Source organism: Roseateles toxinivorans (assembly GCF_004362525.1).
Classification (GTDB): Bacteria; Pseudomonadota; Gammaproteobacteria; order Burkholderiales; family Burkholderiaceae_C; genus Paucibacter; species Paucibacter toxinivorans.
This window is the reverse complement of record NZ_SNXS01000004.1, coordinates 664,004-680,790: the sequence shown is the minus strand read 5'-3', so window position 1 is coordinate 680,790 and position 16,787 is coordinate 664,004. Positions and strand designations below refer to the sequence as shown.

14 protein-coding genes are annotated in these 16,787 nt (G+C 67.3%); 7 read left to right on the top strand and 7 right to left on the bottom strand.

Annotated elements, in window-relative coordinates:
- Positions 1-62 precede the first annotated feature (62 nt).
- Positions 63-2,459, bottom strand: a complete 2,397-nt coding sequence (locus DES47_RS18195) for a penicillin acylase family protein (RefSeq protein ID WP_133702130.1) — start codon at positions 2,457-2,459, stop codon at positions 63-65.
- Between the two features lie 146 nt (positions 2,460-2,605).
- Between DES47_RS18195 and DES47_RS18190 the strand changes: the two genes are divergently transcribed.
- Both DES47_RS18190 and DES47_RS18185 read left to right on the top strand, forming a co-directional pair.
- On the top strand, positions 2,606-3,064 hold the full coding sequence (locus tag DES47_RS18190) for a hypothetical protein (protein WP_133702129.1): 459 nt from the start codon (positions 2,606-2,608) through the stop codon (positions 3,062-3,064).
- A gap of 50 nt (positions 3,065-3,114) precedes the next feature.
- Positions 3,115-3,444, top strand: coding sequence for a hypothetical protein (locus DES47_RS18185; protein ID WP_133702128.1), 330 nt, complete (start codon positions 3,115-3,117; stop codon positions 3,442-3,444).
- A gap of 20 nt (positions 3,445-3,464) precedes the next feature.
- Here DES47_RS18185 and DES47_RS18180 read toward each other — a convergent pair whose 3' ends face one another.
- Positions 3,465-3,971 carry a DUF1993 domain-containing protein gene (locus DES47_RS18180; RefSeq protein ID WP_133702127.1) on the bottom strand — a complete coding sequence of 169 codons (507 nt, stop codon included), beginning with the start codon at positions 3,969-3,971 and terminating at the stop codon, positions 3,465-3,467.
- Positions 3,972-4,079: 108 nt separating this feature from the next.
- Between DES47_RS18180 and DES47_RS18175 the strand changes: the two genes are divergently transcribed.
- The 3 genes from DES47_RS18175 to DES47_RS18165 are packed head-to-tail and all read left to right on the top strand — an operon-like array spanning position 4,080 to position 6,204.
- Complete coding sequence (locus DES47_RS18175) at positions 4,080-5,087, top strand: D-2-hydroxyacid dehydrogenase family protein (protein WP_133702126.1); 1,008 nt, start codon at positions 4,080-4,082, stop codon at positions 5,085-5,087.
- Positions 5,084-5,650 carry a chromate transporter gene (locus DES47_RS18170; protein WP_133702125.1) on the top strand — a complete coding sequence of 189 codons (567 nt, stop codon included), beginning with the start codon at positions 5,084-5,086 and terminating at the stop codon, positions 5,648-5,650. The genes DES47_RS18175 and DES47_RS18170 overlap by 4 nt, the downstream gene beginning before the upstream one ends.
- The gene (locus DES47_RS18165; protein WP_133702124.1) at positions 5,647-6,204 is read left to right on the top strand and encodes a chromate transporter; all 558 of its coding nucleotides are present in this window, start codon (positions 5,647-5,649) and stop codon (positions 6,202-6,204) included. Before DES47_RS18170 ends, DES47_RS18165 begins: the two co-directional genes overlap by 4 nt.
- Before the next feature lie 44 nt (positions 6,205-6,248).
- Here the strand turns inward: DES47_RS18165 and upp are convergent, their stop codons facing one another.
- From upp to DES47_RS18145, 4 genes are read right to left on the bottom strand one after another with little or no spacing between them, the layout of a single operon-like run.
- Positions 6,249-6,881 (bottom strand): uracil phosphoribosyltransferase, encoded by a 633-nt coding sequence (gene upp, locus DES47_RS18160; protein ID WP_133702123.1) that lies wholly within the window; start codon positions 6,879-6,881, stop codon positions 6,249-6,251.
- Positions 6,882-6,916: 35 nt separating this feature from the next.
- Entirely contained in the window at positions 6,917-7,675 is a 759-nt protein-coding gene (locus DES47_RS18155) for an SIR2 family NAD-dependent protein deacylase (RefSeq protein WP_425057452.1), read from the bottom strand.
- Positions 7,676-7,678: 3 nt separating this feature from the next.
- The gene (rlmB, locus tag DES47_RS18150; protein WP_133702122.1) at positions 7,679-8,425 is read right to left on the bottom strand and encodes a 23S rRNA (guanosine(2251)-2'-O)-methyltransferase RlmB; all 747 of its coding nucleotides are present in this window, start codon (positions 8,423-8,425) and stop codon (positions 7,679-7,681) included.
- Positions 8,426-8,428: 3 nt separating this feature from the next.
- Positions 8,429-9,193, bottom strand: coding sequence for an acetyltransferase domain-containing protein (locus DES47_RS18145; protein WP_425057451.1), 765 nt, complete (start codon positions 9,191-9,193; stop codon positions 8,429-8,431).
- 130 nt (positions 9,194-9,323) lie between these two features.
- Between DES47_RS18145 and DES47_RS18140 the strand changes: the two genes are divergently transcribed.
- Positions 9,324-11,891: a PAS domain S-box protein gene (locus DES47_RS18140; protein ID WP_166652058.1), complete on the top strand. Its 2,568-nt coding sequence runs from the start codon at positions 9,324-9,326 to the stop codon at positions 11,889-11,891.
- Here DES47_RS18140 and purL read toward each other — a convergent pair.
- Positions 11,888-15,868, bottom strand: a complete 3,981-nt coding sequence (gene purL, locus DES47_RS18135; protein WP_133702120.1) for a phosphoribosylformylglycinamidine synthase — start codon at positions 15,866-15,868, stop codon at positions 11,888-11,890. The genes DES47_RS18140 and purL overlap by 4 nt on opposite strands.
- Positions 15,869-15,974: 106 nt before the next feature.
- On the opposite strand from purL, the gene map reads away from it, so the two are divergent.
- Positions 15,975-16,787 (top strand): type I methionyl aminopeptidase, encoded by an 813-nt coding sequence (map, locus tag DES47_RS18130; protein WP_133702119.1) that lies wholly within the window; start codon positions 15,975-15,977, stop codon positions 16,785-16,787.

The window sequence follows — 16,787 nt, the reverse complement described above, 5'->3', positions numbered from 1 at the left end:
CAAGCCGCCCCCCGCCTTGAGCCCCTTAAATAGGGTCGGAGTGCAATTTCTGACGCCAGCTCTTAAGGCGCAGGCTGCAGGCTCAGCACCCTGCCCGGCTGGCCGTCGCCCCACAGCGGCACATCCTCCACCTTGGCCCAGGTGGCCACGAAGTCGCGGTAATGCGGCGAGAACGGCAGGCCGGACTGCCCCGTCGAGTGCACAAAGCGCGAGCGGCGGAGATCGCCCAGGTCGTACAGCGCCCGCAGCGACGGACCGTGTTCGTCCAGGTAGAGCTCCCCGGTGGTGGGATCCGGTCGCTGGCTGACGCGGGAGACGTTGACGGAGAATGCGTCTCCACCCACGGCCACCCGGGTTTCGAACCAGCCCGCCAAGGGCTTGACGCGGCTGAACGGCCGGTGCTCGGACCGGGCCAGATGCACCCTGCCCCAGCGCCAGTTGGCGACATCGCCGCCCAAGCGCCCCTGCAATTCATCCAGTGCGCGAGTGAAGGCGGCGTCGATCTGAGATGGGCAATCGGTCTTGCACCACCACGTATCGTTGCGCTCCAGCACAAGCTCCAGCGCATCACGGAAGCTGCGTGCACCGAGCAGCTTCTGCATCGCCGCGTCACCGCCCACCCTCTCGGTGAACAGACCCAGGGTCAGCTGGCGGGACCAGGCCCACAGCAGGGTCGGCGCCACATGATCGGCACCCAGCACACCGTCAAATCCCTGCAGCTGGGCCTGGGCGGCCGCGGCCAGCGGATGGTTCGACTTCGCCTTTTGCAGATAGGGCAGCAGCTTCAAGGTGCCCAGCGACAGCTGATCGGCCTGGATGGCCCGCAGACTGGCCAGATCGTGCCTGGCCGTCGCCTGCAGCAGCTGCTCGATGCGCTGCTGACGATAGGGTGCTGCCCATTCGCTGGTCAGATAGTGCGGATAGTCGGGCCCGTGGATGCGCTGGTTGGCGGTGGCAATCCAGCCACGCGGCGGGTCGATCTCACGCGGCGTCTCGGCGGCGGGGATGAAGCCGGCCCAGTCATAGCGCGCGTCCCAGCCCGGCGCCGGCACCAAGCCCTTGAGGTCATGCTCGGGCTTGCGTATCGGCACCTTGCCGGCCGCGACCATGCCGATATGGCCATCACGGTCGGCCACGGCCATGTTCTGCATCGGCGCCAGCCAGGCGGCCGAGGCCTTGACATAGTCCTGCACCGAGTTCGCGCGGCTCATCGCGAGACCGGCGGCCACGGCGTCGAATTCGGGCTCCAGCGCCACCCATCGCATCGCCAGCGCATAGCTCGGTTTGCCCTTCGGGCCGAGCAGCCCCTCGGTCACACCGGCATCCGAGATCACCGGGCCGTGCCGCGTGCTGCGCAGCGTCATCTGCACATCGGGCTTGCCCTTGACCTTGATCGTCTCGGTCAAGGTGGTGAATGCCGCCCAGCCGTTCGGCGTCTGGTACTGGCTCGCGTCGTCGGGCTTGATGCGCTCCAGATAGAGATCCTGCACATCGGGCGCGGTATTGGTATAGCCCCAGGCGATGTGCTGGTTCTGCCCCAGCACGACCAGCGGCAGGCCCGGCAGGGTGGCGCCCGCCAGCTTGAAGCCGGGAGCCTCCAGCCGGGCGAAGTACCACAGCGCCGGGGCGCTGAGCTTCAGGTGCGGGTCATTGGCCAGCAGCGGCTTGCCGCTGACCGTGTGGCTGCCATGCACGACCCAGTTGTTGGAGCCCACACCTTCGATGCCGGAGGGCGGCGCGCTGTTCAGCGCCTGCTGGCCCAGCTCGCCATCGATCTTGAGGTCGCGGTACAGCGCGGCATAGTCGGCCGTGGCCAGTGCCTTCTCGCCCGGATAGGGCGGAATCAGCTCGTTGATGCGCTCCACCGGCAGCTTCAGCGCCAGGCGCATGCGCTGCAGCTCGGTGGTCCAGTTGCCGCCCAGGTCCCAGGCCATCATGATGCTCCAGGCCAGGCTGTCCACCGGCTCCCAGTCCTCGGGCTGCAGACCCAGTATCAGGAACTCCGGAGGCCGGGCGCCCAGATGGCTGCGCACATAGCGGTTCACACCGGCCGCATAGGCGGTCAACAAGGCCTTGCTCTCCGGCGAGGCCAGCGCCCATTGCGCGGCGGCGGCGCGCCGCACGCCCAGCGCGCGCAGAAAGCGGTCGCTCTCCAGCGCCGCCTCGCCAAAGGCCTCGGCCAAGCGGCCCGAGCCGATGCGCTTGTGCGTTTGCAGCTGCCAGAGCCGGTCCTGCGCATGGACGAAACCGAGGCCGAAGACCAGATCCTCCATCGAGTCGGCCTTGATGCTCGGGATGCCATGGGCGTCTCGCGCTATCGTCAACGGGGCCTTCAGCCCTGACACCGTCAGCACCCCCTCGGTCATGGGCAAGACCTGACGGCTGTAGAGCCAGAAGGCAAGGGCCAGGCACAGCAGCAAAACCAGCACCACGACCGCCAAACGACGCAACCAACGCATAGCTTCCCCTCTGTACTTGAACTGCCAGCCTAGCGGCGACGCGCGGCCCGCGCATCGGTGCTTATGCCATTTGTCACGAAATCTGGCCCCTCATTGGGCGGCTATTCGGCCTTTCAGGGTCCGGCCCGCCTGCCCAGAATCCGCTCATGCTGAATCGATTGCTGACCCGCTGGCTTCGCCCCACCGCCCCGCCGACGCGCGAACGCGCCGACATTGGCCGCTGGCAGGCCAGCATCAACCCGCCGTCGCTGTACCGGGGCGACTCCTTCTTCCAGACCCTGCTGCGTTGGATGCCCGGTGAGACCGACGCCTGGGATGCCATAGGCCACAGCCGAGGCATCGGTGCCCATGACGAGTTGCCCGTGATGCGGGCACGCTTCATCGCCCAACTGGACGACATCCACCGCGACGACGTCGAGGCCCTGCTGGCGCGCATCAAGCGCAGCCGTTCGCTGCGCGACCTCTGGCATCTGCGCCCGGCCGTCTACAACATGGTGGCCCGCGCCCACGATCAGGGCGAGGCCGAGTTGCGCATGCACGGCATCAATCAGATGTTCCCGGCCCGGCCGGGGGCTGGCCGGTCGGGCCGACGAATCCGCCACTGAGTCCGACACCGACCTCATCGATACCCGAGGAGCACGCAATGGACATGAGCATGGAACTGACACTGCGCGACATTCCCGCCTTCCTGCCGCCCTGGACTTTCGCCAAGGTGGGCAGGCCCGACGAGCGACGTGCCCGCCAAGGTGCCCGTCGCGGCTTCGTTGATCTGAAGATGAGCTTCATGCGCGCCGCGGCCGAGGTGCAGGGCAGCGAGGGCCAGGCGCTGCAGGAATATGTGCGCCAGGCCGCCGAGCCGATCGAACTGTGGCTGATGCACACCCGCCTGCTGGCCAGCCTGCCGCTGGACCATCTGCGCGGCGACCAGCACCGCCAGGCGCTGCAGGAAGCGCTGGCGCGGGTGTTTCCGATGAAGAGCGCCTGAGCTCTCCGACCGGCCCGGCCTCAACCCCCCAGGAAATCCTTCTTGCCCAGGTCAACCCCCGCATGCCGCAGCAGGGCATAGGTCATGCTCAGGTGGAAGTTGAAGTTGGCCAGCGCGTAGTGCTTCAGATAGGTCTCGCCGTCAAAGCGCAGCGGTTCGCCGGCGCGTGTCGGGATCTCGATCGCCCGCTGCTCCGAGCCATCGATCTGCGCCGGCGTCACCGATTGCACAAAGGCGATCGTCTTGCTGATGCGCTCGCGCAACTCGGCAAGGCTGGCTTCCTTGTCTTCCCACTTAGGGTTCTCGATGCCAGCCAGCCGCGCCACACAACCCTTGGCGGCATCGCTGGCGATCTGGATCTGGCGCGTGAACGGCAGCATATCGGGCGCCAGACGCAGGCCCAGGTAGACGCTGGTGTCGAACTTCTTCGCCTCGGCGTGTTGTTCGGCCTTGTCCAGCCACTTCAAGGTATTGCTCAGCAGTTTGACGAATACCGGTACGCTGGCTGAGTACATGGAAATGGTCATGGAAGTCTCCGTGGGTTTGAGGTGCGCGAGATGGTAACGAGTCGTCGCCTTTTGTGCAGCGCGCGTCGAGAAGGCCTCAAGGTGCGGGCAGAATGCAGCCTACACACCATGAATATCATCATCCTCGACGACTACCAGGACGCGGTGCGCAAGCTGCACTGCGCCAGCAAGCTGGAGCCCTTGAACGCCAAGGTCTTCACCAACACGGTCAAGGGCATAGGCCAGTTGTCGGTGCGCCTGCGCGACGCCGACGTGCTGGTGCTGATACGCGAACGCACCCAGTTCCCGCGCCAACTGCTCGAAAAGCTGCCCAAACTCAAGCTGATCTCGCAAACCGGTCGCATCGGCTCGCACATCGATCTGGACGCCTGCACGCGCCAGGGCATCGCGGTGGCCGAGGGCGTCGGCTCGCCGGTGGCGCCGGCCGAACTGACCTGGGCGCTGATCATGGCGTCGATGCGGCGCCTGCCGCAGTACATCGGCAACCTCAAGCACGGTGCCTGGCAGCAGTCGGGGCTCAAGGCCGCCGGCATGCCGCCCAATTTTGGCGTCGGCATGGTGCTGCGCGGCAAGACCCTGGGCATCTGGGGCTACGGCAAGATCGGCCAGATGGTGGCCGGCTTCGGCCGCGCCTTCGGCATGCAGGTGCTGGTCTGGGGCAGCGAGGCCTCAAGGGCCAAGGCGGTGGCCGACGGCTACCAGGGCGCCGACACCCGCGAGGCCTTTTTCGAGACCTGCGACGTGCTGAGCCTGCATCTGCGCCTGAACGAGGACACGCGCGGCATGATCAGCCTCGAAGACCTGTCGCGGATGAAACCTGCGGCGCTGTTCGTCAACACCTCGCGCGCCGAGCTGCTGCAGGAGAACGCCCTGGTCTCGGCGCTGAACCGCGGCCGCCCCGGCATGGCCGCCGTCGATGTGTTCGAGAGCGAACCGATACTGCAGGGTCACCCGCTGCTGCGCCTGGAAAACGCCGTCTGCACGCCGCATATCGGCTACGTCGAGCAGGACAGCTACGAGCTCTACTTCAACGCCGCCTTTGACAACGTCGTCAACTTCGTCAATGGCACGCCCAGCAATATCGTCAATCCGGACGCACTGAAGGTTCTGCGTTGATTGAACCGGCGCATCCGGGCCCGGCATCTACCTGGGTCCTGTTTTGGGCCTTCAACCGGCTGGCGCTGCAGGGGTTTGGAGGTGTGCTGCCGGTGGCCCAGCGCGAGCTGGTCGAGCGCTTGGGCTGGTTGAGCCAGGCCGAATTCGTCGAGCTGCTGGCTGTGGGCCAGGTCTTGCCCGGGCCGAACATCGTCAATATGTCGCTGATGGTCGGCGACCGCTTCTTCGGCTGGCGCGGCGCCTTTGCCGCCTGCGCGGGCATGCTGCTGTTCCCCTCCTTCATCGTGCTGGGCCTGGCCGCCCTGTATGGCGAGCTGTCGAGCCGGCCGGTGGTGGCCGGCGCCCTGCGCGGCATGGGCGTGGTGGCGGCCGGCCTGGTGCTGGCCACCGGCATCAAGCTGCTGCCCTCACTGAAGCTCAATGTGCTGGGCCTGACCCTGTGCCTGGGCCTGGCGGTGCTGACCTTTGCCGCCATTGCGCTGCTGCGCTTGCCGCTGATCTGGGTCATCCTGGGCCTGGGCAGTCTGGCGATGTTCGCCGCCTGGACGAGGCTCAGGCCATGACGCCGATCGCAGTGCTGAGCCCGGCCGACCTGCTGCAGCTGTTCGGGCACTTCCTGCTGCTGTCGATGCTGGCCGTCGGTGGCGCCATCACCACCACGGCCGAGATGCACCGCTACCTGGTCGTTGAGCACCAATGGATAGGCGACACCCAGTTCAGCAGCTCGATCGCGCTGGCCCAGGCCGCGCCCGGGCCCAACATCCTGTTCGTTGCCGTGCTCGGCTGGAATGTGGCCGGCCCGCTGGGCGCGCTGGCGACAATGGCCGGCATCCTGCTGCCCTCCACCACCCTGGCCCTGGTCGCCACCCGCTGGGGCCGCGCGCGGCGCGAGACCCGCGGCGTGCGTGCCTTCACGCAAGGGTTGGCGCCCTTGATACTGGGTCTGCTGATCGCCACCGGCTGGGTGCTGGCCACGCCCTATCTGCGCGACAGCTCGCGGCCGGCGGCGGTGCTGGTGCTACTGGCGGTGACGGTGGGGATGATGCTGAAGACGCGGATCAGCCCGGTGTGGCTGGTGCTGCTTGGTGGGGTGGTCGGGGCATTGGGACTCGTGTAGCCCGGATGCAATCCGGGGCCCCGGATTGCAGCCGGGCTACAAGTTCAACCCTCTTTGGTTCCGAAAATCTTGTCGCCGGCGTCCCCCAGGCCCGGGATGATGTAGCCGATCTCGTTCAGATGGCTGTCGATGGCCGCCGTCCAGCAGCGCACATCGGGATGGGCGGCCTGCAGGGCCTTGACCCCCTCGGGCGCAGCCACCAGCACCAGGGCCCGGATGTCCTTGCAGCCACGGCTCTTCAGCAGATCTATGGTCACTATCATCGACCCGGCGGTGGCCAGCATCGGGTCGACGATCAGCGCGGTGCGCTCGTCCAGATGGCCGACGAACTTCTCGAAATAGTGCTCGGGCTGCAGGGTCTCATGGTTGCGCGACAGGCCGACGACGCTGACCTTGGCATTCGGGATCATGTCCAGCACGCCGTCCAGCATGCCCAGGCCGGCCCGCAGTATCGGCACCACGGTGACCTTGCGGCCGGAGATCTGGTCCACCTCGGTGGGGCCGCTCCAGCACTGCAGCGTGGTCTTCTCCAGCGGGAAGTCGGCAGTGGCCTCGTAGGCCAGCAGGCGGGCGATCTCGCCGGTCAGCTCGCGGAACTTCTTGGTCGAGATATTGTCCTCGCGCAGCAGGCCGATCTTGTGCTTGACGAGCGGGTGGTGGACTTCGATGACGGACATGGTGGTGTCTTTGATGGGTCTGCGATGGGCCGAGTTTAGTCCCCGAACAACAGCGGCAGCACCGCCGCGGCCGTGCCGCGCAGGCACTGATGGGCCACCGCGTCCAGATCGCTGGCATGGGGGTTGACGATGAGGACCATGGCCCCGGCGTCACGCGCCAGGCTGGCAAGGCCCGCAGCCGGATAGACGGTGCCCGAGGTGCCGACCACCAGCATCAGATCGCACTGCCGGGCCAGGCTCTCGGCGCGGGTCAGTGCATCGGGCGGCAGCTGCTCGCCAAACCAGACCACCGCCGGCCGCAGCAGATTGCCGCATTGCGTGCAATGCGGCGGCCGCTCGGGTTCGGCGGTGGCCGGATCGCAGGGTTCTGGGGCCCGGCAGGGGTCCAGCCAGCGGCTTTGCAGGATGTCACCATGCAGGCGTATCACATCGGGGCTTCCAGCGCGCTGATGCAGGTCGTCGACATTCTGCGTGATGATCTGCAAACGGCCCGGGCGCGCGGCGGCAAAGCGGGCCAGCGCCAGATGGCCGGCATTGGGCACGGCGGCGCGCACGCCGGCGCGGCGTTCCGCGTACCAATCCCACACCAGGCGCGGATCGGAGCGAAAACCCTCGGTACTGGCCAGCTGCATCGGGTCGAAGCGAGCCCAGAGGCCGGTCTGCGCATCGCGAAAGGTCGGGATGCCGCTCTCGCTGGACATGCCGGCGCCGCTGAGCACGACGATGCGTCCGGCCGCGGCAACTGCCTCGTGGGCCGCTTGAATGGCCAGCCGGGCCTGCTCGCGCATCGGCATGGATCAGGCCTCGCGCGATTCCCGCTGGCGCAGCGCCTCGTACAGACACACGCCCGCGGCCACAGAGACATTCAGGCTCTCGACCGCCCCCTTCATCGGCACGCGCACCAGTTCGTCGCAGGTCTTGCCGGTCAGCTGACGCATGCCATGCCCTTCAGCGCCCAGCACCAGGGCCACCGGACCCTTCAGGTCCAGTTCGTACAGCGATTTGGTGGCGGTGTCCGAGGTGCCTATGACCCAGATGTCGCGCTCCTTCAGCTCGTTCAAGGTCCGGGCCAGGTTGGTGACCATGAAGTAGGGCACGGTCTCGGCCGCGCCGCTGGCCACCTTGGCCACCGTGGCATTGATGCCGGCCGCATTGTCCTTGGGCGCAATCACCGCATGCGCTCCGGCACCATCGGCCACCCGCAGGCAGGCGCCCAGATTGTGCGGATCGGTCACGCCGTCCAGCACCAGCAGCAGCGGCGGTCCCTCGACGGCGTCCAGCACATCGTCGAGCGAATGCTGTTGGGCCAGGGCCTGCACCCGGGCCACCACGCCCTGGTGGCGGCTGCTGCCGCAGATCTTGTTGAGGCGGTCATCGTCGCTGTCGAACAGCTTGACGCCGGACTCCTTGACGCGCTCGACGAACTGACGCATGCGCTGGTCGCGCCGCGTGGCGTCGACATGGACTTCGACGATCGACTGGGGGGCGGTCTTCAACCGCACGGTCACGGCATGGAAGCCGAACAGGATTTTTTGAGCACTCATGCGCTATGGTAGCCGCAGCCACTGCAGCAGCGACAGTGCAGCTATCAGCACCGGCTGATGCAGCATGTAGTAGCTCAGCGACCAGCGGCCCAGCCGGGCCAGCGGTGAGAGCCCGCGCGGCACAGGGCCTTCCAGCCAGGCCGCGCGGGCGGTCAGCCAGCGGCCCAGCACAAACCCCAGCAGCATCACACCCAGCCAGGGCAGCACCGGCACATAGTCCTCGGTCACCGGCTTGTGGGTGATCAGGCCCAGCCAGTTGGTCCAGCGGGTGTCGAACCAGGGGTGCTGCCACAGACTCGGAGCGGCCAGGGCCAGCAGCGCCAGAGCCACCAGCAGGACCGTCGGCAACCGCGGCGCGGCCCAGCGCAGCAGCAACAGCATCACCGCCATGCCATGCAAGACGCCAAAGCTGATGAAGCTGCGCGGGAACATCAGCCACGAGCCCAGCGAGACCAGCAGCGCGCATACGGCCACCTGCCCCCAGCGGCGCCAGAAGCGGGGCCAGGACTGGCCCTGGCCCACCGCCACCGCCTGGCCGATGCCGGCACAGAGCAGGAACAGGCTGACGATGCAGGTGCGTTGCCAGGTCCAGAACGGGTCTCGGTAGAAGTCTGCGCGAATCCAGCCGAAGTGATTCAGGTCAAAGCCGAAGTGGAACAGCGTCATCCACAGCATGGCCAGGCCACGCAAAACGTCCAGCCGTGCGTGGCGCGGCTGCGCGTGGTTCGGTGTCAGGGGCTGATATATGTGGCGGGCAGGGGTCAACACCGGGGCAGTCTAGCCGCAGCCTGTGATACCTTGAACCCAAGCCCCCCGACATGCGCCGAGGATGACCCGCCCACCGCCGCCCCAGCCCGTTCCGGCCCTCTGGCCAGGAAGGCCATGGGCATACTGGCCGGTGCTGCTGAGCGCTGCCCTGACCGTGCTGATCGTGATCGTGCTGCTGCGCCTGCACCAGCAGAACGATGTGGCGCAGGCGCGCAGCCGGGTCGAGGCCGAGCTGGCCCTGCTGCGACTGAAGCTGGAGGCCACCGCCCAGGCCACGTTCAGCCCGACCCAGAGCCTGGAGGCCATGATCCAGCTCGATGGCGATCTTTCGGCCCAGCGTTTCGCCGACCTGATCGCCCGGGCCATCAAGCACCTGCCCCATATCCGCAGCGTCAGCGCCGCACCTGATGACGTGGTGCGCCATGTCTTCCCGCTGCAGGGCAATGAGCAGGTGCTGAACCTGGACTATCGCCGCCTGCCCGAGCAATGGCAGCAGGTGCGCGAGGCCCGCCGGCTGGGGCGGCCGGTGATTGCGGCGCCGCTGAAGCTGATCCAGGGTGGCCAGGGCATCATCCAGCGCACGCCGGTGTTTCTGCGCGACGCCACGCTTCCCGAGGGCCGGCGCTACTGGGGCGTGGTGTCGGTGGTGGCCGATCTGCAGCAATTCGTGGCCAGCAGCGGCCTGAGCGACAGGGGCCCGCTGGAGCTGGCCCTGTTCGAGGCCGATACGCCGGGCCGCCCCGGCAAACACCTATGGGGTCCGGTCGCGATGCGGGATGGTGCGCCGGTGATACAGATGGCGCAGCTGCCCGGCGCCAACTGGGCCCTGCTGGCGGTGCCCCAGGGCGGCTGGCAGACCGCATCGAACTGGCTGGCCCCCGATGTGTTGGCCGCCTTGCTGGGTGGCGCCCTGGTCAGCGCCCTGCTGGCCCTGCTGATGCGCCAGCAGCTCGCGCTGCGCCAGCGCAACGCGGCCCTGTTTGACGAGATCGAGCAGGGGCGCGTGGCGCGGGAGCAGCTCGAAGAGTCGCAGGCCAGATTTCGCAGCATGGCGGCGCTGGCCAGCGACTGGGTCTGGGAGCAGGATGCCGATCTGCGCTTCACCTTTGTGTCACGTGCCGCAGAGGAGTCCACCGAGGTGCCCTCGCAGAATGTGCTGGGCCATTTGCGCTGGGACTCGCCCAATCTGATGCCCGGCACCGACTGGGAGGAGCACCGCGCGCTGTTGCTGCGGCGTCAACCGTTCCGCGACTTCGAATATGCCCAGCACACCGGCAACGGCGAGCTGCGCTACGTGAGTGTGTCGGGTGCGCCGGTGTTCGACGCCCAGGGCCGTTTCCAGGGCTATCGTGGCACCGGCCGCAACATCACCGCGGCCAAGCGGGCCGAGGCCGCCTTGCGTGAATCGCAGACAGCCCTGCTGCAGGCCCGTGACCGGCTGCAGGCGGTGCTGGATGCTGCGGTCGAGGTCGCCATCATCGCCACCGACATGGAAGGCCGCATGATTCTGTTCAACCGCGGCGCCGAGCGCATGCTGGGCTATGCCGAGCATGAGATGCTGGGCCGTAATCCGGCCCTGCTGCATCTGCAGCATGAGGTCACGGCCCGTGCCGCCGAGCTCAGCATCGAGGTGGGTCGCAAGGTGGAGGATTTCGAGACCTTTGTGCTGAGGGCCACCGAGCAAGGCAGCGAAACCCGCGAGTGGACCTACCGCCACAAGGATGGGCACCCGCTGGCCGTGTCGCTGAGCGTGTCCCATGTGCGCGCACCCGACGGCAGCCCGCTGGGTTTTCTGGGCGTGGCCCGCGACATCAGCGCGCAGCGCCAGGCCGAGCAGCAATTGCGCCAGCTCAATGCCGAGCTGGAGTCAAGGGTGCAGGCCCGCACGGCCGAACTCAGCGAGGCGCTCGCCCATCTGCGCCAGGCCCAGGACGAGCTGCTGCGCTCCGAGAAGATGGCCGCGCTGGGCTCGCTGGTGGCAGGCGTGGCCCATGAGCTCAACACGCCGCTGGGCAATTGCCTGACCACCGCATCGACGATGGACGAGCGCACCCGGGAGGTGCGCCGCCATTTTGCCGACAACAGCCTGCGGCGCTCGGTACTGGAGGCCTATCTGGAGGACGCCGGCACGGCCGCCAAGATCATGCTCCATGGCCTGGGCACGGCCAACGAGCTGGTGGCGCACTTCAAGCAGCTGTCGGTCGATCAGACCAGCGTGCAGCGCCGCCGCTTCACGCTGCAGTCGGTGGTCGATGACGTGCTGAGCCTGATGCGGGCGCGCTGGAAGTCAACGCCCTACCGCATCGAAACTGCGATCGAGCTGGAAGATCCCCTTGACGGCTTCCCTGGCCCGCTGGGTCAGGTGCTCAGCAACCTGATGCTCAACGCGCTGCTGCACGGCTTCGAGGGCCGCGAGCAGGGCCTGCTGCGCATCAGCGCCCGCGCCCTGTCAGAGCAGGACTACGAGCTGGTCGTCGAGGACGACGGCGTGGGCATGAGCGAAGAAGTCCGCCGCCGCGCCTTCGACCCCTTCTTCACCACCAAGATGGGCCGTGGCGGCACCGGTCTCGGCCTGAACATCGTCTACAACATCGTCACCGGCGTGCTCGGCGGCCAGGTCGAGCTGCACAGCGCCCCGGGCCAGGGCTGCCGGTTTGTGTTCCGGATGCCGCGAGTGGCGCCGGAACTGACGAACTAGCCGAGGAACGCCCGCGCATTGCGGAACATCCGCATCCACGGGCTTTGCTCGTTGATGTCGCCGGGCGTCCAGCTCATCAGCGCGTTGCGGAACACCCGCTCCGGATGCGGCATCAGCACGGTGAAACGGCCGTCGGCGGTGGTCACCGAGGTCAGGCCGCCGGGACTGCCGTTCGGGTTGAACGGATAGGCCTCGGTGGCGGCACCGAAGTTGTCAACGAAGCGCAGCGCCTTGATCACCTTGTCGGCATCACCGCGCTGCGAGAAGTCGGCATAACCCTCGCCGTGGGCCACGGCGATAGGCAGCCGGCTGCCTGTCATGCCCTGGAAGAAGGCGGACGGGCTGTCCAGCACCTCGACCATGGCCAGGCGGGCCTCGTACTGCTCGCTCTTGTTGCGGGTGAAGCGGGGCCAGGCCTCGGCGCCAGGGATGATGGGGGCGAGTGCCGCCATCATCTGGCAGCCGTTGCAGACACCCAGCGCCAGCGTGTCCTGGCGGGCGAAGAAGGCGGCGAACTGCTCGGTCAGCACCGGGTTGAACATCACCGAGCGTGCCCAACCCTCGCCGGCACCCAGGGTGTCGCCATAGCTGAAGCCACCGCAGGCGACGAAGCCCTGGAACTGGTCCAACCGCGCGCGGCCGGTCTGCAGATCGCTCATGTGCACGTCGAAGGTGTCGAAGCCGGCCTGGTCCATCGCATAGCTCATCTCGACATGCGAGTTGACGCCCTGTTCGCGCAGGATGGCCAGCTTGGGGCGGGCCTTGCCGATGAAGGGCGCGGCCGGGTTGACGGCCTCGTCGAAGCTCAGATGCTGATGCAGGCCGGGATCGTTGGCGGCGCCGGCGGCGGCGTGCTCGGCATCGGCACAGCTCGGGTTGTCGCGCAGGCGGGCGATCTGCCATGACACCTGGTCCCAGCTCTTGTGCAACGTCTCCAGCGGCGCCTGGAAGATCTGCTTGGCGTCGCGCCAGACCTCGACAATGCCGGTGTCATTGGGCTTGCCGATGACATGGCTGTGCTTGGACAGGCCGTGCTCGCGCAAGGTCTGCAGCACGGTGTCGCGATGCGAAGTCGCCACCTGCAGCACCACGCCCAGCTCCTCGTTGAACAGGGCCTTCAGGGTCAGTTCTTCACGACGCGCACTGACCTGGGCGGCCCAGTTCTTCGAGTCGCCATGGTCGGCGCGGCTGTCGGCGATGCCATCGCTCTCGGTCACCAGCATGTCCACGTTCAGGCTGACGCCGCGATGGCCGGCAAAGCTCATTTCACAGACCGCCGCCCACAGGCCGCCGTCGCTGCGGTCGTGGTACGCCAGGATCTGGCCGCGCTCGCGCAGCTGATTGACGGCGCCGATCAGGCGCTTCAAGGCATCGGCATCGTCCAGATCGGGCACCACATCGCCGCTCTGGTTCAGCACCTGGGACAGGATGGAGCCGGCCATGCGGTGCTTGCCCGCGCCCAGGTCCACCAGCAGCAGGGTCGTGTCGCCAACCTTCAGCTGCGGCGTCAAGGTGCCTTCGATGCTGTCCAGCGAGGCAAAGGCGGTGACGATCAGGGACACCGGCGCGGTGACCTGCTTCTCGATGCCGGCGTCGGTCCAGCGCGTGCGCATCGACAGGCTGTCCTTGCCCACCGGCACGCTGATGCCGAGTAGCGGGCACAGCTCCATGCCGACGGCCTTGACGGTGTCGTACAGCGCCGCGTCTTCACCCGGTTCGCCGCAGGCGGCCATCCAGTTGCAGCTGAGCTTGACCCGCTCCAGCTGGAACGGCGCAGCCAGCAGATTGGTGAGGGCCTCGGCCACCGCCATGCGGCCCGAGGCCGGTGCATCAAGTGCTGCCAGCGGCGTGCGCTCGCCCAGGCTCATCGCCTCGCCGCGCAGGCCCGCATAGTCGGCCAGCGTGACCGCGCAATCGGCCACCGGCACCTGCCAGGGGCCGACCATCTGGTCGCGGTGGTTCATTCCGCCCACCGTGCGGTCGCCGATGGTGATCAGGAAGCGCTTGCTGGCCACGGTCGGGTGGCGCAGCACGTCGAACGCGAGCTGGTCCAGCTTGAGCCCGGTCAGATCCAGGGCCGGCGCGGTGCGCTCGACCCGCTTGACGTCGCGGTGCACCTTGGGCGGCTTGCCCAGCAGCACGTCCATGGGCATGTCGATGGCGCGTTCGCCGCCCTCGCCGTCTTCCAGAATCAGGCCCTTGGCCTCGGTGGCCACGCCGACCACGCCGAACGGGCAGCGCTCGCGCTCGGCCATGGCCTGGAACACGGCCAAGCTCTCGGGCGCGATGGCGATGACATAGCGCTCCTGGCTCTCGTTGCACCAGATTTCCTTGGGCGCCAGGCCGGTTTCTTCCAGCGGCACCTTGCTCAGATCGAAGCGTGCGCCCATGCCGGCGCCGTCCACCAACTCCGGAAAGGCATTGCTGATGCCGCCGGCACCGACGTCGTGGATGGCCAGAATGGGGTTCGCCTCGCCGAGGCCCCAGCAATGGTTGATGACCTCCTGCGCACGGCGTTCGATCTCCGGGTTGCCGCGCTGCACCGAGTCGAAGTCCAGCTCGGCGGCATTGACGCCGGCCGCCATCGAGCTGGCCGCACCGCCACCCATGCCTATGCGCATGCCCGGGCCGCCCAGCTGAATCAGCAGCGTGCCTGCAGGGAACTCGATCTTGTGCGTCTGGCCGGCGCTGATCTGGCCGAGACCGCCGGCAATCATGATGGGCTTGTGATAGCCGCGCATCACGCCGGCCACGTTCTGCTCGTAGACGCGGAAGTAGCCGGCCAGGTTCGGGCGGCCGAATTCGTTGTTGAAGGCGGCGCCACCCAGCGGGCCGTCGATCATGATCTGCAGCGCGCTGGCGATATGGCCGGGCTTGCCGTAGGGCTGCTGCTCCCAGGGCTCGTTGGTGCCCGGCAGATAGAGGTTGGAGACCGAGAAGCCGGTCAGGCCCGCCTTGGGCTTGGAGCCGCGGCCGGTCGCGCCCTCGTCACGGATTTCGCCGCCGGCGCCGGTCGAGGCGCCCGGGAACGGCGAGATGGCGGTCGGGTGGTTGTGCGTCTCGACCTTCATCAGCACATGGGCCACCTCGTTGCGCGCCCCGTACTGCGGCGCGTTGGTATAGCCCATGGGCGCCCAGCGTTCGATCGGCCCGCCCTCCATCACCGAGGCATTGTCCGAATAGGCCACCACCGTGTGCTGGGGTGCCAGCGCATGGGTGTTGCGTATCATGCCGAACATCGAGCGCTCCTGCGCCACGCCATCGATGGTGAAACTGGCGTTGAAGATCTTGTGCCGGCAGTGCTCGGAGTTGGCCTGGGCGAACATCATCAGCTCGACATCGCTGGGATTGCGCTTGAGCTTGATGAAGGCGGCTTCCAGGTAGTCGATCTCGTCGGCCGACAGGGCCAGGCCGAAATCGCTGTTGGCTTTTTCGAGCGCCGCGCGGCCCAGGCCCAGCACGTCCACCCATTCCATCGCCTGGCCGACCTTGTCGTCGAACAGGTGCTGAGCGTCGTCGCGGGCCAGCAGCACGCTCTCGGTCATGCGGTCGTGCAGCAGCGCGGCACAGTCCAGCAGTTCCTGCTCGGTCAAGGTCTTGACGCCACCCAGCAGGCCGGTCTTCAGTGTCAGGCGGAACTCGGTGACGCGCTCGACGCGGTGCACATTCAGCCCGCAGTTGTGGGCGATGTCCGTGGCCTTCGACGCCCAGGGCGAGACCGTGCCCAGGCGCGGCGCCACCACCACCAGCGTGCCCTCGGTGCTGCCGGCATAGGCGTCGCCATAGCTCAGCAGAGCGGCCAGCTTGTCGAGTTCCGGGCGCTCCAGCGCCTCGTCGCTCCAGACCCAGTGCACATGGCGGGCATCGATGGCGGTGATGCGCTCATTGACGGTCTGCAGCCGGGGCAGCAGCGCCTGGGCGCGAAAGGCGGACAGGGCGTTACCGCCTTCGAAGTGATTCAGATGCTTGTGAGCCATGGGGTCCCGATGTGGGTGGGCCTGGAGAAGTGCGGGATTTTACGGGGTAGCGGCGCGGCAAGCCCGCAAACCTGCCCGGCAGGCGCCATGAGAGATAATCCGCCCCATGACGATCACGATCAAAACCGGCGCCGACATTGACGGCATGCGCGTGGCCGGACGCCTGGCCTCCGAAGTCCTGGACATGCTGACGCCCCATGTCGTGCCCGGCATCAGCACCGAGGCGCTCGACAAACTGGCCCACGACTACATCTTCAACGTTCAGCAGGCCATTCCGGCCCCGCTGAACTATGCGCCGCCGGGCTACACGCCCTACCCCAAGTCGATCTGCACCTCGATCAACCACCAGGTCTGCCACGGCATCCCGAATGACAGGCCGCTGAAGAATGGCGACATCGTCAATATCGACGTGACCGTGATCAAGGACGGCTGGCATGGCGACACCAGCCGCATGTTCGTCGTCGGCGAGGGTTCGATCGCCGCCAGGCGCCTGTGCCAGATGACCTACGAGTCGATGTGGAAGGGCATTGCCAAGGTCAAGCCGGGCATGCGCCTGGGCGATATCGGCCACACCATCCAGACCTTTGCAGAGAATCTCGGCTTCTCGATCGTGCGCGAGTTCTGTGGCCATGGCATAGGCCGCAAGTTCCATGAAGAGCCCCAGGTCATGCACTATGGCCGCCCCGGCACGATGGAAGAGCTGGTGCCCGGCATGGTGTTCACGATCGAGCCCATGGTCAATGCCGGCAGGCGCGAGATCCGCGAGATGGGCGATGGCTGGACCATTGTCACCAAGGACCGGTCCCTCTCCGCCCAGTGGGAACACACGGTGCTGGTGACCGAGACCGGTTACGAGGTGCTGACACTCTCGGCCGGCAGTCCGCCCCCGCCCGCCTTCATCACCGCCGCCGCGACCTGA

Excerpts from the sequence above, each read along its gene's own strand:
- DES47_RS18195 (WP_133702130.1), bottom strand. The coding sequence starts at position 2,459 with ATGCGTTGGTTGCGTCGTTTGGCGGTCGTGGTGCTGGTTTTGCTGCTG.
- DES47_RS18190 (WP_133702129.1), top strand. The coding sequence starts at position 2,606 with ATGCTGAATCGATTGCTGACCCGCTGGCTTCGCCCCACCGCCCCGCCG.
- DES47_RS18185 (WP_133702128.1), top strand. The coding sequence starts at position 3,115 with ATGGAACTGACACTGCGCGACATTCCCGCCTTCCTGCCGCCCTGGACT.
- DES47_RS18180 (WP_133702127.1), bottom strand. The coding sequence starts at position 3,971 with ATGACCATTTCCATGTACTCAGCCAGCGTACCGGTATTCGTCAAACTG.
- DES47_RS18175 (WP_133702126.1), top strand. The coding sequence starts at position 4,080 with ATGAATATCATCATCCTCGACGACTACCAGGACGCGGTGCGCAAGCTG.
- DES47_RS18165 (WP_133702124.1), top strand. The coding sequence starts at position 5,647 with ATGACGCCGATCGCAGTGCTGAGCCCGGCCGACCTGCTGCAGCTGTTC.
- upp (WP_133702123.1), bottom strand. The coding sequence starts at position 6,881 with ATGTCCGTCATCGAAGTCCACCACCCGCTCGTCAAGCACAAGATCGGC.
- DES47_RS18155 (WP_425057452.1), bottom strand. The coding sequence starts at position 7,675 with ATGCCGATGCGCGAGCAGGCCCGGCTGGCCATTCAAGCGGCCCACGAG.
- rlmB (WP_133702122.1), bottom strand. The coding sequence starts at position 8,425 with ATGAGTGCTCAAAAAATCCTGTTCGGCTTCCATGCCGTGACCGTGCGG.
- purL (WP_133702120.1), bottom strand. The coding sequence starts at position 15,868 with ATGGCTCACAAGCATCTGAATCACTTCGAAGGCGGTAACGCCCTGTCC.
- map (WP_133702119.1), top strand. The coding sequence starts at position 15,975 with ATGACGATCACGATCAAAACCGGCGCCGACATTGACGGCATGCGCGTG.